This window comes from Peptoniphilus sp. BV3AC2, assembly GCF_000478945.1.
Lineage (GTDB): Bacteria > Bacillota > Clostridia > Tissierellales > Peptoniphilaceae > Peptoniphilus_B > Peptoniphilus_B duerdenii.
Map to the genome: position 1 here is coordinate 46293 of NZ_AWXD01000025.1, position 14748 is coordinate 61040.

The following is a 14748-nucleotide window of genomic DNA, read 5'->3' on the forward strand; positions in this document are numbered from 1 at the left end:
AAATAATTTACAAAAAATTTAAAAAAGCCGAACTAGTCGGCTTCATTATGATATTCTAAAAGATCCTTTATGACCATCCACATTTCATCCACCATGTTTTTGTCCACGGAAGAATAAGGGATTATATAGTCAGTATTTTCAATTTTTAGAACTTTTGCTATATTTTTAATTTGAGTTATTGCTTTGGATTTTGAAATTTTGTCAGATTTTGTAGCTACAACTATTCCTACAAAACCTGCTTCTTGTATAAATCTAAACATCTCTATATCTTGTTTTGTCGGGTCGTGTCTTATATCTACAAGTAGAAAAACTTCTTTTAAATTTTCTCTAGATTCTAAATATTCATTTATAATCTTAGCCCATGAAGATTTTTCTTCCTTAGACACTTTTGCATAACCATATCCCGGAAGATCCACAAGTCTAAGTTCATCATCGATATTATAAAAGTTAATAGTTCTAGTCTTACCAGGGCTTGAACTTGTACGAGCCAAGTTTTTTCTTCCTAGCATAGAATTTATAAATGAACTCTTGCCCACATTACTTCTTCCTGCAAATGCTATCTCCATGAGATTCTCATCTGGGTATGTGTCTCTATGAACTGAAACTTTTTCTAATTTTGCGTTATTTAGATTCATTTTTGCTCCAATGCTATTTCGATTACTTTTTCCGCATCGCTTACTGGAATGATTTCAAGAAGATTCTTTACATTGTCCTCGATTTCGTTTAGATCTCTTATATTTTCCTTAGGAATTATAACAGTCTTAACTCCCATTCTCTGTGCCGCCAAAAGTTTTTCTTTAAGCCCACCAATTGGAAGGACTCTTCCACGAAGAGTTATCTCTCCTGTCATGGCGACATCTCTTCTCACTGGACGCTTTGTAAGTGCGGATACGAGCGCCGTTGTAATTGTCACACCTGCAGATGGTCCATCCTTTGGCACTGCTCCTTCTGGAACATGGATGTGGATGTCGTTTTTCTGTCTGAAATCTTCTTTTATATTAAATTTCTCTGCGTTTGCAGCTATATATGAAACTGCTGCTGTTGCAGATTCCTTCATTACATTTCCAAGTGAACCTGTAAGAGTTAGGTTGCCCTTGCCCTTCATAACTGTTGCTTCAATGGTAAGTGTTGTACCTCCCACAGCAGTCCAAGCTAGACCGTTTACTACTCCCACTTGATTCTCTTTATTCACCAAGTCGAATAAAAATATCTTTTCTCCAAGGAATTTATTTAAATTCTTCTTAGTGATGGAGATCTTTTCTTTTTCTCCTTCTACAATGTTCATTGCAGCTTTTCTAATTATTTTAGAAATATTTTGCTCTAGAGTTCTAACTCCAGCTTCTCTCGTGTAGTAAGCGATTATATCTTCTATTGCTCCGTCGGAAATAGTTACATTTTCTTCGCTTAGTCCACTCTCTTTAAGTTGCCTTGGCACCAAGTATCTCTTCGCAATGTTGAATTTTTCATTTGGTGTGTAACCTTCTAGATTTATAATTTCCATTCTGTCTAGAAGTGGTCCAGGGATAGTAGATGTGGTGTTGGCTGTCGTTACAAAGAAAACTTCTGAAAGATCAAATGGAAGTTCCATATAGTGATCGGTAAAAGTTTTATTTTGCACAGGATCTAGCACTTCTAGAAGTCCTGATGCTGGATCTCCTCTGTAGTTATTTCCAACCTTGTCTATTTCATCCATAAGGAACACTGGATTTTTCTGCTTAGCTTCCTTCATAAGACTTATAACTCGTCCAGGCATCGCACCTATATAAGTTCTTCTGTGTCCTCTGATCTCTGCTTCATCAGTCACTCCTCCAAGGCTCATCCTTACAAAATTTTTGTCTAGGGCATGGGCAATTGAACTTGCAATAGAAGTCTTACCCACTCCTGGAGGCCCTACTAAACATAGAATCGGTCCCTTCGCACCCTTATTTAATTTTCTAACTGCAATAAATTCTAGAATTCTCTCTTTTACTTTTTTTAGTCCGTAATGTTCTTTGTCTAAGATCTTTCTAGCGTTTTTAATATCTATATTTTCTTCAGCACTATCATTCCAAGGTAGGTCCATTATCCAGTCGAGGTAATTCATAATTACCGCATATTCCGGAGATTGAACCGAAATGGTGCTTAACTTTTCAATTTCTTTTTGAGCTCTTGCTCTTATTTCTTCTGGAAGATTTTTCTCTTCAAGTTTCTTCGTATATTCATCGGATTCTTTCTCTTCTCCAAGTTCCTTCTTTATAACTTCAAGCTGTTCTTTTAGATAGTATTCTTTTTGCATCTTGTCCAGTTGGGATTTAACCCTTGTGTCGATTTCTCTTTCTATCTTTAAAAGTTCAACTTCTTTTGAAAAGATTTCGTGGAATATTTCCAGTCTTTCTTCTAAATCTTCTACCTCTAATATTTCTTGGGCATTCTCAACGGATAGATCGATGTAGCAACATGCTGTGTCCATCATTGTTTCCGGAGTATCCTTGTTTATTAGAGAGTCGAGCATTCCAGGTAACATCTTCTGATCCATTTCAGAATACTCTTGTATATCTTTTTCACAGAGTCTCACCAAAGCTTCCACATTTGAATTCATCTCTATATCTTTAGATTCAAATACTTCCACTTCGACTTCTGTGTACTTTTCTTTTTCTTCGGAAGATATTATTCTTCCTCTCTTTTCCCCTTCGATTAGTATTCTAACTATTCCTCCAGGGATTTTTAAAATTTGTTTTATGCTGGCGATGGCGCCCACTGTGTAGATTTCATCCATAGTAGGATCTTCTACTTCTTCATCTTTTTGCGAAACTAGAAATACTTTAGAATTTCTAATTTCAGATTCTTCGATAGCTCCTATGGTTCTATCTCTTCCACAATCAAAATGGGTTACCATGCCTGGAAAAACAACGATTCCTCTAAGAGGAATCATCGGCATTTTTTCTATATTCATTTAATCACCAAAGTTATTTCTTCTTAATTATCTTTACTGGTTCTTTTCCTTCTACTGATTCTTTGGTAATGATCACTTCTTGTATATTGTCTTGTGATGGAATTTCAAACATAACATCCATCATAGTATCTTCTATTACTCCACGTAGTCCTCTAGCTCCAGATTTTTTCTTAATCGCCATAGAAGCTATATATTTAAGAGCTTCTTCTTCGAACTTAAGATCTACTCCATCTAATTTTAAAAGCTCGGTATATTGTTTTACGAGAGCATTCTTTGGAGTCTTTAGGATTTCCACTAGAGCTTCTTCATCTAATTCTTCAAGTGTTACTGTAACCGGAAGTCTACCTATTAATTCTGGAATAAGTCCAAATTTAATTAGGTCTTCTGTGTGTAGTTTGGACAATATATTTTTATCTCTTTCTGTTTCAGAGATGACTGTTTGTCCAAAACCTATGGAGTTCTTGCCAACTCTGTGTTCAATAATTGGAGCAAGTCCATCGAATGCTCCTCCACAGATAAATAGTACATTCTCTGTGTTAAATTGGATAAATTCTTGGGCAGGATGCTTCCTTCCTCCTTGTGGAGGTACATTTGCAATAGTGCCTTCTATTATTTTTAGAAGTGCCTGTTGAACTCCTTCACCACTAACGTCTCTTGTTATTGAAACATTTTCAGATTTTCTAGCTATCTTATCTATTTCGTCAATATAGATAATTCCCATTTCCGCTTTTTCTATATCATAGTCTGCGGCTTGTATAAGTTTTAGTAGTATATTTTCTACGTCTTCTCCAACGTATCCTGCTTCAGTTAATGAAGTTGCATCTGCAATGGCAAATGGTACATTTATTATCTTTGCCAAAGTCTGTGCAAGAAGTGTCTTACCAGAACCGGTAGGTCCTATCATAAGGATATTACTCTTTTGTAACTCAACTTCTTCTGATTTGTGATGAATTCTTTTGTAATGGTTATATACAGCAACAGCCAAGGCTTTCTTGGCTGCTTCTTGTTTTATAACGTATGAATCTAAGACTTCTTTTATTTCTTTTGGTGTCTTAAGTTCAAAATCAAAATCCAATTCTTCACTTTCTCTTAGCTCGTCATCCAGTATACTTTCACATAGTTCTACACATTCGTTGCAAATATATGCATCTGGACCAGCTATGAGTCTTTTTACTTGGTCAGAAGTTTTTCCACAAAAAGAGCATTTTATTTTATCTTCTGACATTTTACTCTCTTTCTCTTATTACATTATCTATTAAACCATATTCCTTGGCTTCATCTGCACTTAGGAAATAGTCTCTATCTGTATCGTGTTCAATCTTTTCCAAAGGTTGACCCGTTTCTTCTGCAAGTATTTTATTTATTCTCTGTCTAATTTCTATTATTTTTTCCGCGTGAATCATAATATCTGAGGCTTGTCCTTGTGCTCCACCAAGTGGTTGATGAATCATAATTTCAGAGTTTGGTAGTGCAAATCTCTTACCTTTTTTACCTGCTGCAAGTAGGAATGCTCCCATAGATGCAGCCATGCCTATACAGATAGTTGAAACATCCGGTTTTATATAATTCATAGTGTCAAAAATAGCAAATCCTGCACTTACTGAACCACCTGGTGAATTGATATATATTTGGATATCTTTATTTGGGTCTTCAGACTCTAGGAATAAAAGTTGAGCAACGACTAAGTCAGCTGTAACATTATTTATCTCTCCTGAAATAAATATAATTCTTTCCTTCAAAAGTCTTGAGTAAATATCATATGCTCTTTCGCCACGGTTTGTCATCTCAATGACTGTAGGTACTAATGCCATATTATCACTTCTTTCTATTTAATTAGTCTTCCTTCTTTTCTTCTTTTTCTTCAGATTTTTTTTACTTTTTTTGTCTTCTTTTCTTTCAGTCTTATCTTTCTTTTTTAGCTGTTTTTTTAGTTTCTTTCTTAGCTGCTTTCTTTTCTTCTTTCTTTTCAACGAATTTATTTTCGTTTACAAGAATATCTAGAGCGCGTCTTGCTTTTAAATCATCTTCAACTGCAGCTTTATTAGTTTCAAGCATCATCTTCTTCATGTCTTCTCTCTTTTCTGCATCATCTTTGAAGTATTCGCCTAAAACTTTGTCTATTTCAGCTTCAACTTCTTCGTCTGTAACTTCGATATTTTCAAGTTCAACTATTTTTTCAACGATAAGTCTGCTAATAATAGAAGCCTTAGCTTGTTCTTTTTGACCTTCTCTAAATGTGTTTATATCGGTTCCTAGCATTTGTAGGTATTGTTCAAGAGTGATTCCTTGTCCTTGCATGCTTTGGTTGTAGCTTTGGATAGTTCTATCAACTTCGTCTTCTACCATTCTTTCTGGTAGATCAACTTCTACTTTTTCAGCAATCTTTTTAAGAACATTTCCTTCTCTATCTAACTTAGTTCTCTTTTCAGCTTCTTCTTCAAGTTTCTTTCTTAAATCAGCTTTGTATTCGTCAACTGTGTCAAATTCGGAGATATCTTTTATAAATTCATCGTCTATTTCTGGAAGTTCTTCCACAGTTATAGAGTTAAGTTTTGTTTTAAATGTAGCCTCTTTTCCTCTGAACTCTTCTGCATGGTAATCTTCTGGGAATTTTGTAACTACGTCAAACTCATCCCCGATATTTTTACCAATTATTTGTTCTTCAAATCCAGGAATGAATGTGCCTGATCCTAGTTCTAGGTCTTGGTTTTCACCCTTTCCACCTGGGAATGCTTTGCCATCGATAAATCCTTCGAAGTCTATATTTACCTTGTCATGTTCTGCAGCAGCTCTATCGTCGATGTTAACAGATCTTGCGTTCATCTTTTGTTGTCTCTTTAGATCTTCGTCAAGCATTTCATCTGTAACTTCGTGTTTAGCATCTTCAACTTCTAGACCTTTGTACTTTTCGATTTCGATTTCTGGTTTTACAAATACTGAGAAGTGACAAACTACATCTTCATCAGATGAGATGTTTTCGTCAAAATCAACATCTGGTTGATCTACAACTTCTAGCTTAAGTTCTTTTATTGCTTCTTCATAATATTTTGGAAGAAGTTCGTTTACTGCGTCTTCTAAGAAGATTCCCTTTCCATATACATTTTCAATGATCATCTTAGGAGCGTGTCCTTTTCTGAATCCTGGAATTTGAACGGTCTTCTTTAATTTGTTATAAGCTACTACTTCAGCTTTTTTCACTTCTTCTTTTGGAAGTGTTATATCAAAATATACTTTGTTGTTTTCTCTCTTTAAAATTTCGGTCATATTTTCCTCCTAGTTATTCTTACCACTATTTATTCTCGTTTAATCCTTTTATAATAAGTCCTACTTCTTCTTCAGTTAAGGTTATTCCCTTTCCCATTGCTTTGTGATCTGGAGACCACTCTCTAATGTCGTACTTGGCAGGTCTGTCATTCCAGCTCACAAGATTAAATTCTTTGGTCCAGCCTTTTGCATTTTCAGAAAGGACTGCTATATTTTTTATTATTTCAAATTTGAAATCTGCCATTTTATTCTCCTAAAATGATTTTAATAGATCTTCTAAAGCTTCTTCAATTCCGCTTTCTTCTATCATTTCACTTACAACTCTATCTATAGCTTCCTTCGAAGTCATTTCAATATTTTCTCTATTGTCTCTTCTTGAAAATTCCACTATTGAGTCTTGCGCCTTCTTGCCAACGGTAATTCTAAGTGGGATTCCTATTAAATCTCTATCGTTGAATTTAACTCCAGCCCCCACATTTCTATCGTCAAGAAGAACTTCATAACCCATATTCACAAGAGCTGCGTGAATCTTTTCTCCAAGTTCAAGCTGTTCTTCTTTCTTAGGATTCATAACAGTTATTATTATTTGGTATGGAGCAATTGCCATAGGCCAAACAATTCCATACTCATCATGGTACTGTTCAACTACAGCACTTACAGATCTAGTAACTCCAATTCCATAAGATCCCATGACAAAGTACTGACTCTTTCCATTTTCATCTAAGAATGTAGCATCTAAAGCTTCTGAATACTTAGTTCCAAGTTGGAAAATATTTCCTACTTCTATACCACGGCGAGTCTTGTAAACCTCGTCAGTGCCAGGAATCTTGTCCCCTTCCACTGCCATAAGTAGATCTTCTACTACTTCTCCAGTGAAATCTCTTTCGTAACAAACATTCTTTATGTGGTAGTCCTTTTTATTAGCTCCCACAACAAGGTTATTTATCTTTGTAATTGATTTATCTAATATAACTCTTACATCTTTGTTTAGACCAATAGGTCCTGTGTAACCTGGATGAGAATCTATCTTTATAATATCTTCATCTGACATAAATTCAATTTCATGCTCTGGTACTCCAAGGTATGAAATTAACTTTGCCATATTTAGTTCTCTGTCCCCAGGAATAAATACTATTACTGGTTTGCCTTCTATGGTTAAGTCAATAGCCTTTGCACATCTCTTTTCTTCTACATTTAAAAGTTCTGACAAATCTGCAATGGTCTTAGCTCCGATAGTTTCAACTTCTTCCTTTTCCAAAGGTTCGCTTGTGTCTACAAAGTCATAGTGAACAGGAGCCTTTTCTTCTGTATAAGCCTTGTCGCTGTTTTCAGAATAGAAAATTATTCCTTCCCCTGTTTCAGAAAGGGCAATAAATTCATGGGACATATGTCCTCCCATTGCACCATTGTCACCTTCTACAATTTTGTAATCAAGGGAAAGTCTATCGAAAACATTTTGATATGCTTTGTAGTACATATCGTAAGATTTTTGTAGGCCTTCTTCATCCTTATCGAATGAATAAGCGTCCTTCATCAAGAATTCCCTTGCACGATTTATACCAAATCTTGGTCTCTTTTCGTCACGATATTTTGTCTGTATTTGATAAATATTAAGCGGTAGTTGTTTATATGAACTTACTTCATCCTTAACAAGTGTGGTGAAGTATTCTTCAGCAGTAGGTCCAAGACAGAAGTCTCTTCCATTTCTATCTACTAATTTAAACATTTCCGGCCCGAACTTATCCCATCTGCCTGATTCTTCCCATATTTCTGCAGGTTGAATAGCACTCATAAGTATCTCTTGAGAACCGGCTCTATCCATTTCTTCTCTAACAATCTGTTCAATTTTTCTTACAACTCTATAACCAAGTGGCAGGTATGAGTAAATGCCTGTAGTGGATCTTCTAATCATCGCTGCTCTTAAAAGAAGCTTGTGTGATTCCACTTCAGCATCTGTTGGTACCTCTCTCAAAGTAGGCATGTAAAGCTTTGTTAGTCTCATAATTCCTCCATCTCTTTATAATCATCTATGATTATATTATTATAGCCTAAAACTTGCAAGTATTATCTCAAAGACTTAAGATATAGTTTCGTTTTTTCATCTATTTTTCTAGAGTCTACACATTTCGATATGGTTTTTAAATGGGTAAATCTATCAAGCTTTTTTTCTTCCAAATATTTTATAGCGTCATCACATCTTTTAACCATTGCTTCTTGAAAAAACCATGCTCTCATCATGTTGACATAGTACTCTTTCGATTTGATGTTCGCTACCATATCTAAGACTTCACTATTATAGAAGTCACCTAGAAATAATTTCATAAGAATAGAGATTCCATACCTCTTAAAATATGTACCTTCCTTAGAAATTAAATTTTTTACAAAATTAAGTAAACCTTCTCTATCCTTTGTACTTTTAAAAGATTTCGGTATACCTACATCGGATACCTGCCAATTATCTACATATGGTAGAAAGTTTAAAAGCATTTCTTTTGCTTTATCAAAATTTTTTTCTTCAGTGATAATTATCATGTGCATAATATTTTCTTCGTGATACTTATGAGGAAGAGAGTTTAAAAATACTTCCCTCTCCTCTTCACTCATTTCTTTTACAATATTTCTAAGAACAGGAATCCTTATTCCCAAAACATTTTCTACACCAGGAATAAGTTTTGAGTTAAACTCCCTGTAACTTGGATCGATATACTTTTCTAAATTCATTTTATCTCCACAAAAACATAAAAAAGGTAGGTATTACACCTACCTCTAAACACTCCTATGCCCATTGGCATTTTGTTTTTCTTCTATTATATTGAGATTTTTATAGATAAATTACATCTTAACTTCTAATTCATCTACTTCAAATTCTATCTTAGGCGGTTTATTTTCTTCTTTTGAAATAATATCTTTAACTTTCATAAGTCTTGTGATATTTGCTCTTTCGTTTTCATCTAGTTTCTGTCTTATAAACTTAATCGTTTCTTCGAGATCTGGGATTGTTCTATATTCAAGAGCGTTTACTCTTCTTCTCGTCTTTTCGATTTCGTCCGCCATTAGTTGGGCAGATTTTTCTACTTGGGCAAGTTCTAAAAGTTTTGACATTACTCTATTTAACTTTTCTACAGCCATGTCTAAGTCGGCAGTAGTTTCAGTAAATCCGTATGGATAAATGGATCCGCCTTCTGTGAGTTTTTTAGTTTCAAACTCCATTATAGGGATTTCTACACTCATAACATTCTTCTTTGTAATATCTACAAAGGTTTCTTGAGTTGGCATAGACACCGCTTCTTTTAGCATCTCTGGACTCATTAGAGCTGAAGCTAGTAGAAAATCTTTAAATGATTTTGAAAGTTCTTCTTCTACTTCTTCCCTAAGGGTCTTATTGTGTCTTACCGTCTCTATAAATCTTCTCATGAGCTCATCTTGTTTATCTTTTAAAAGTTTGTGTCCACGAGTAGATGTTGCAAGTCTAGTCTTAAGTGCAGATAGGTTCATCCTCGTAGGAGTTACTTTAAGAAGTGCCATCTAATCACCTATTTCCATCTAGATATTTATCAAGAAGTGCGTCCTTAATTCTCTTAAGTTCTGTTCTTGGTATGATCCTTAGAAGATCCCAACCAAGATCTAGAGTTTCTTCTATGGTTCTATTTGTGTAGTATCCTTGGTTTACATATCTTGCTTCGAATTCATCTGAGAATTTTGCAAATGCTCTATCTGCTGTTGATAGTGCTGTTTCACCTAGGATTACTGAAAGTTCCTTTGCATCTTTACCTGAAGTGTATGCTGCGTAGATTTGGTTCATGGTGTCAGCGTGGTCTTCTCTAGTCTTGCCTTCTCCAATTCCCTTATCTTTAAGTCTTGATAATGAAGGGATTGCGTTTATAGGTGGTTCAATTCCTTGTTTATAAAGATCTCTTGAAAGGATTATTTGTCCTTCTGTTATATATCCTGTTAAGTCTGGGATTGGGTGAGTGATATCATCTTCAGGCATGGTTAGTATAGGAATTTGTGTTATTGATCCGTCACGTCCTTTTATTCTTCCTGCTCTTTCATAGATAGTTGACAGGTCAGTGTATAGGTATCCTGGATAACCACGTCTTCCTGGTACTTCTTTTCTAGCTGCAGATACTTCACGAAGTGCTTCTGCGTAGTTGGTCATGTCTGTCATGATAACTAGTACGTGCATTCCCATTTCAAATGCTAGATATTCTGCACAGGTTAGAGCCATCTTAGGTGTTGCAAGTCTTTCGATTGCAGGGTCGTCAGCAAGGTTCATAAATAGAACTGCTCTGTCGATTGCTCCTGTTTCTGTGAAGTCATCTATAAAGAATTGTGCTTCTTCAAATGTGATTCCCATTGCAGCAAATACTACCGCGAACTTATCGTTTGTTCCAAGTACTCTTGCTTGTCTTGCAATCTGTGCTGCTACGTTGTTGTGAGGAAGTCCTGCCCCTGAGAATATAGGAAGCTTTTGTCCTCTTACCAATGTGTTAAGTCCGTCTATGGTTGAAATACCTGTTTGAATAAATTCTGATGGGTAGTCACGGCTCGCTGGGTTTATTGCTGATCCGTTTATGTCGAGCTTCATCTTTGGAATAATCTTTGGACCGTTGTCAATTGGTTGACCAAGTCCGTCAAAGATTCTACCGATCATGTCAGGAGATACTCCTAGTTCAAGAGGTCTTCCTAAGAATCTAACCTTGGTTTCTGGAAGGTTTATACCTTGAGAACCTTCGAAGATTTGAACCATTGCCTTGTCGCCATTTACTTCGATTACACGGCCTCTTCTTCTTTCGCCGGTTTGAAGTTCTATGTCTACAAGTTCTTCGTAGGTTACCCCTTCTACTCCTTCTACGGTCATAAGAGGTCCTACTACTGCTGTGACTGATTTATATTCTTTAAGCATTTATAGATCCTCCTTTTCTAAGTCCTTCAAGTTCTTCTTTTATTTCATCTAATATTACATCAAATTCTGCTAAATTAGTTTCTTCAATATTCTTAGATCTTGCAATTCTTTCTCTAACTGGTAGATTTTCTATTTCAGATAGATATGCTCCATGTTTTAGAGCGTCTTTTGCACTGTGATAAAATCCTAGAATTAATTTCATCATAAGATCTTGTTTCTTTAGAGAACAATAGGTATCTACATCGTGGAAAGCATTTTGTTGAAGGAAGTCTTCTCTAAGAGACTTGGTAACTTCAAGTTTAAGTTGATCTTCTTCAGATAGTGAGTCACGACCAACTAGTCTTACAATTTCTTGTAATGCACTTTCTTCTTGTAGTAGACTCATTGCTTCTTGTCTATTCTTTGAAAATTCTGAGCTTACTTCATGGTCAATAAACTTATCAATCTTATCTTGATATAGTGAATATGAATCTAGCCAGTTAATAGCTGGGAAGTGTCTCTTGTATGATAGGTCATAGTCAAGTTTCCAGAATACTTTTACGATTCTAAGTGTTGCTTGAGAAACTGGTTCTGAAATATCTCCTCCTGGAGGGCTTACTGCACCTATTGCTGTAAGTGCTCCTTCCCTTCCATCGTGTCCATTACATATAACTCTTCCTGCTCTTTCGTAGAAATCTGCAACTCTGGATGCTAGATATGCTGGGTAACCTTCGTCACCAGGCATTTCTTCCAGACGACCACTCATTTCACGAAGGGCTTCTGCCCATCTTGATGTAGAGTCGGCCATCATAGCTACAGAATATCCCATGTCTCTATAGTATTCAGAAATTGTTATTCCTGTGTATATAGATGCTTCTCTCGCTGCTACCGGCATGTTTGAAGTGTTTGCGATAAGAACGGTTCTCTTCATGATAGATTCGCCTGTTTTAGCATCTATTAGCTCTGGGAATTCCATCATTACGTCGGTCATTTCGTTTCCACGTTCGCCGCAGCCTACGTATACAACTATTTCAGCGTCTGCCCATTTAGCAAGCTGATGTTGAACTACTGTCTTACCAGATCCGAATGGTCCTGGGATTGCTGCTGTTCCACCCTTGGTAACTGGGAAGAATGTATCTATAACTCTTTGTCCAGTTACTAGAGGAGTCTTAGGGTCAACCTTTTTCTTGTAAGGTCTTCCTCGTCTAACTGGCCATTTTTGTATCATGGTTAAATCTTTTTTACCATCTTTTGTTTCAATTGTGGCGATTACAGAGTCAACTGTAAAACTTCCACTCTTAATATCTACAAGCTTACCTTCGATTCCATTTGGAACCATGATAAGGTGTTTTACAACTACTGTTTCTTGAACGGTACCAAGTACGTCTCCGCTTTCAAGTTCGTCCCCAACTTTGGCAACTGGTACGAAATCCCATTTCTTTTCTCTATTTAGAGAATGTACTTCTGAACCTCTAAGTAGGAAGTCTCCCGCTTTGTCTTTAAGTGCAACAAGAGGTCTTTGGATACCATCAAACATGGTTTCTAAAAGGCCTGGTCCAAGTTCCACAGAAAGAGGAGAGCCTGTTGTTACTACTTCATCTCCTACACCGATACCAGTCGTTTCTTCGTATACCTGGATGGAAGCATCCCCGCCTCTCATCTCGATTATTTCTCCAATTATTTTATTTTTTGAAACTTCAACAACGTCGTAAACATTGGCATTTTCCATGCCAGTTGCTACAACAAGAGGTCCGGATACTTTAATTACACGTCCTGATTTCAATAAAGTTCCTCCTTCTTACAATATATTAGAACCTACTGCCTTTTCAACATTTTCACTTATTTTGTTCATACCAATATTTAATGTTCCCTTATTGGATGGAATAAGTATAACAGCAGGAATAATTTTGTTATTATATCTTTCTATCGTTTCTTCTATCTTATCTGCTAGCTCTTCAGTTACGAAGATTACGCCATAACCATCATTTGCTAGAGAGTCTATCGCGCTTCTTGCATCGTCTTTTTCATAGGCAACCCTAACGTCTATTCCTAGGGCTTTGAAAGCTAGTACAGAATCCTTATCTCCTACAACTGCAATCTTATACATAGGTTTCACGCAACCTTTCTCTTATAAATTCTGAAGAAAGACCGTTTAACTTAGATATTAGAATAATTCTTAGATTTCTAGTCTGTATTTCATTGGAAAGAGCATAGGCAAATACTACCTCCGGTCCAAAGATTATCTGTTTGACATCCTTTATAAGTTCTACAAAGTAGTCGTCCATCAATTTTTCAAATATTGATAGGGATCCTGACTTCCTGTAATCTTCGATGCCAAGTTTTAGATATTTATAGACCCTTGAGCTCTTTAAAAATGATGAGTTTTCATCGAATTCTTTTCCAAGATTTAGTACCAAATCTTTTGTATCTATGTTTCCACCATCTATTAGAACATGGTTTAGAAATTCACCAGCTCTTTTTTGGTTTCTGCATCTTATAAAAGTTTTGATATTTGTAAAGTCTATTAAATCTTCTACATACTTTATAAATAGCTCAACTTCTGATTCTTTTGCGAGCTCTTTAAGATGTTTGTAGTACATATTATCTAAGTAAATATCGATTTCTTGTGGGTCCTTGGTCTTATTGTAGATATCTATTGCAGACCTTACCTCTTCGTAGATATTTTCATCGGATTTAAGTCTCTTTTCATCCTTTATATCTTCTTTTAATCCATCGATATTTAAGTTTCTAACTTTTAAATACATATCGCTATAGTCTTCTTCTTGTACGTATTCTTTTACCACTACTTTTAGATTGTGGTAGAGATACTTAAGAGTTACAAGATCTATAGGTATGCTGTCTGGACTTATGCTATATAGCTCCTTTAAGAAATCTTCGTTTCTTTCGGATAGAGCTACTTCATAGTCCTCCGGTCTTTTAAGACTGTTGATGTAGGTTTGATAATCAGAATCTAGAAGAAATCTAAGTGTTTCTTCAAGACTTGCTGCATCTATAATTCTATTTAAGTAGCTTTTGTTTAGTAGCTTCTTTTCTCTTACTCTTATAGTTGCAGAAGCTTGGATAAATGATTCTCTTTTCATAATAACCTAACTTTCAAATAATTTATTCATAATCTCTATAGTAAGATCATCTCTTTTAGATTCAACTACTCCGTCAAAATCATTGTTATAGTACATATTTTCTGCACGCACTGCAAAACCAGAGCTTATGGCTTCATCATCAGATAGTCTTATATTTAGATTTTCTTTCTTTACAAGTTCTCTTTTATCTTCTGGAACTATTAGTTCTAAATCATCTCCTTCAAATGAAGAAAGTGATTTTTTAAGAAAATTAATATAGGTCTTGTCATCTAAATTATTTAGCTTGTACTTAACCATGTCTATTACACGATTAACTACTTCTTGTTTTGCAGAAATAAGGTCATCCCTTACTTCAAGATTTTGTTTTGAGAGTTTTCTGTCAATTAGAGTTTTCGCTTCTTTCTCTGAGTTTTCGATGATATTAGCCTTCTTCTTTTCTCCTTGAAGGATCTTATCTTCTACTATTTTTTCTGCAGAGTCTTTAGCGGCATTTATTATTTCTTCAGCTTTTAATTTTGCATCTTCGATAATCTTACTAGTTATATTATCTAAATTTGACAAAATCT

The 14748-nt window shown here is 35.4% G+C and carries 14 protein-coding genes; all 14 read right to left on the reverse strand.

What is annotated here, in order from left to right:
• Positions 1-32 precede the first annotated feature (32 nt).
• Positions 33-635, reverse strand: coding sequence for a ribosome biogenesis GTP-binding protein YihA/YsxC (gene yihA / locus HMPREF1252_RS05445; protein WP_023059751.1), 603 nt, complete (start codon positions 633-635; stop codon positions 33-35).
• Entirely contained in the window at positions 632-2932 is a 2301-nt protein-coding gene (lon, locus tag HMPREF1252_RS05450; RefSeq protein WP_008902717.1) for an endopeptidase La, read from the reverse strand. The genes yihA and lon overlap by 4 nt, the downstream gene beginning before the upstream one ends.
• Positions 2933-2945: 13 nt before the next feature.
• Positions 2946-4157: an ATP-dependent Clp protease ATP-binding subunit ClpX gene (gene clpX, locus HMPREF1252_RS05455; RefSeq protein WP_023059746.1), complete on the reverse strand. Its 1212-nt coding sequence runs from the start codon at positions 4155-4157 to the stop codon at positions 2946-2948.
• 1 nt (position 4158) lies between these two features.
• The gene (gene clpP, locus HMPREF1252_RS05460) at positions 4159-4743 is read right to left on the reverse strand and encodes an ATP-dependent Clp endopeptidase proteolytic subunit ClpP (protein ID WP_023059679.1); all 585 of its coding nucleotides are present in this window, start codon (positions 4741-4743) and stop codon (positions 4159-4161) included.
• 91 nt (positions 4744-4834) lie between these two features.
• Positions 4835-6196 carry a trigger factor gene (tig, locus tag HMPREF1252_RS05465; protein ID WP_023059696.1) on the reverse strand — a complete coding sequence of 454 codons (1362 nt, stop codon included), beginning with the start codon at positions 6194-6196 and terminating at the stop codon, positions 4835-4837.
• Between the two features lie 25 nt (positions 6197-6221).
• On the reverse strand, positions 6222-6440 hold the full coding sequence (locus HMPREF1252_RS05470) for a YdbC family protein (protein ID WP_008902721.1): 219 nt from the start codon (positions 6438-6440) through the stop codon (positions 6222-6224).
• A 9-nt stretch (positions 6441-6449) separates the two neighbouring features.
• Positions 6450-8198, reverse strand: a complete 1749-nt coding sequence (locus HMPREF1252_RS05475) for a proline--tRNA ligase (RefSeq protein WP_023059683.1) — start codon at positions 8196-8198, stop codon at positions 6450-6452.
• A 62-nt stretch (positions 8199-8260) separates the two neighbouring features.
• Entirely contained in the window at positions 8261-8917 is a 657-nt protein-coding gene (locus tag HMPREF1252_RS05480) for a DNA alkylation repair protein (RefSeq protein WP_023059710.1), read from the reverse strand.
• Between the two features lie 111 nt (positions 8918-9028).
• On the reverse strand, positions 9029-9721 hold the full coding sequence (locus HMPREF1252_RS05485) for a V-type ATP synthase subunit D (protein WP_008902724.1): 693 nt from the start codon (positions 9719-9721) through the stop codon (positions 9029-9031).
• Between the two features lie 4 nt (positions 9722-9725).
• Positions 9726-11102, reverse strand: a complete 1377-nt coding sequence (locus HMPREF1252_RS05490) for a V-type ATP synthase subunit B (RefSeq protein WP_023059705.1) — start codon at positions 11100-11102, stop codon at positions 9726-9728.
• A complete protein-coding gene (locus tag HMPREF1252_RS05495; RefSeq protein ID WP_023059752.1) occupies positions 11095-12864 on the reverse strand; it encodes a V-type ATP synthase subunit A in 1770 nt (589 codons plus the stop codon). Before HMPREF1252_RS05495 ends, HMPREF1252_RS05490 begins: the two co-directional genes overlap by 8 nt.
• A gap of 15 nt (positions 12865-12879) precedes the next feature.
• Positions 12880-13188 carry a V-type ATP synthase subunit F gene (locus tag HMPREF1252_RS05500; protein WP_023059747.1) on the reverse strand — a complete coding sequence of 103 codons (309 nt, stop codon included), beginning with the start codon at positions 13186-13188 and terminating at the stop codon, positions 12880-12882.
• A complete protein-coding gene (locus tag HMPREF1252_RS05505; protein WP_023059694.1) occupies positions 13181-14182 on the reverse strand; it encodes a V-type ATP synthase subunit C in 1002 nt (333 codons plus the stop codon). The genes HMPREF1252_RS05500 and HMPREF1252_RS05505 overlap by 8 nt, the downstream gene beginning before the upstream one ends.
• A gap of 6 nt (positions 14183-14188) precedes the next feature.
• On the reverse strand, positions 14189-14743 hold the full coding sequence (locus HMPREF1252_RS05510; protein WP_023059688.1) for a V-type ATP synthase subunit E: 555 nt from the start codon (positions 14741-14743) through the stop codon (positions 14189-14191).
• Positions 14744-14748: the final 5 nt, after the last annotated feature.

What these genes read in the sequence shown, in the direction of transcription:
- yihA (WP_023059751.1), bottom strand. Translation starts at nt 635, where the DNA reads ATGAATCTAAATAACGCAAAATTAGAAAAAGTTTCAGTTCATAGAGAC.
- lon (WP_008902717.1), bottom strand. Translation starts at nt 2,932, where the DNA reads ATGAATATAGAAAAAATGCCGATGATTCCTCTTAGAGGAATCGTTGTT.
- clpX (WP_023059746.1), bottom strand. Translation starts at nt 4,157, where the DNA reads ATGTCAGAAGATAAAATAAAATGCTCTTTTTGTGGAAAAACTTCTGAC.
- clpP (WP_023059679.1), bottom strand. Translation starts at nt 4,743, where the DNA reads ATGGCATTAGTACCTACAGTCATTGAGATGACAAACCGTGGCGAAAGA.
- tig (WP_023059696.1), bottom strand. Translation starts at nt 6,196, where the DNA reads ATGACCGAAATTTTAAAGAGAGAAAACAACAAAGTATATTTTGATATA.
- HMPREF1252_RS05470 (WP_008902721.1), bottom strand. Translation starts at nt 6,440, where the DNA reads ATGGCAGATTTCAAATTTGAAATAATAAAAAATATAGCAGTCCTTTCT.
- HMPREF1252_RS05475 (WP_023059683.1), bottom strand. Translation starts at nt 8,198, where the DNA reads ATGAGACTAACAAAGCTTTACATGCCTACTTTGAGAGAGGTACCAACA.
- HMPREF1252_RS05480 (WP_023059710.1), bottom strand. Translation starts at nt 8,917, where the DNA reads ATGAATTTAGAAAAGTATATCGATCCAAGTTACAGGGAGTTTAACTCA.
- HMPREF1252_RS05485 (WP_008902724.1), bottom strand. Translation starts at nt 9,721, where the DNA reads ATGGCACTTCTTAAAGTAACTCCTACGAGGATGAACCTATCTGCACTT.
- HMPREF1252_RS05490 (WP_023059705.1), bottom strand. Translation starts at nt 11,102, where the DNA reads ATGCTTAAAGAATATAAATCAGTCACAGCAGTAGTAGGACCTCTTATG.
- HMPREF1252_RS05500 (WP_023059747.1), bottom strand. Translation starts at nt 13,188, where the DNA reads ATGTATAAGATTGCAGTTGTAGGAGATAAGGATTCTGTACTAGCTTTC.
- HMPREF1252_RS05505 (WP_023059694.1), bottom strand. Translation starts at nt 14,182, where the DNA reads ATGAAAAGAGAATCATTTATCCAAGCTTCTGCAACTATAAGAGTAAGA.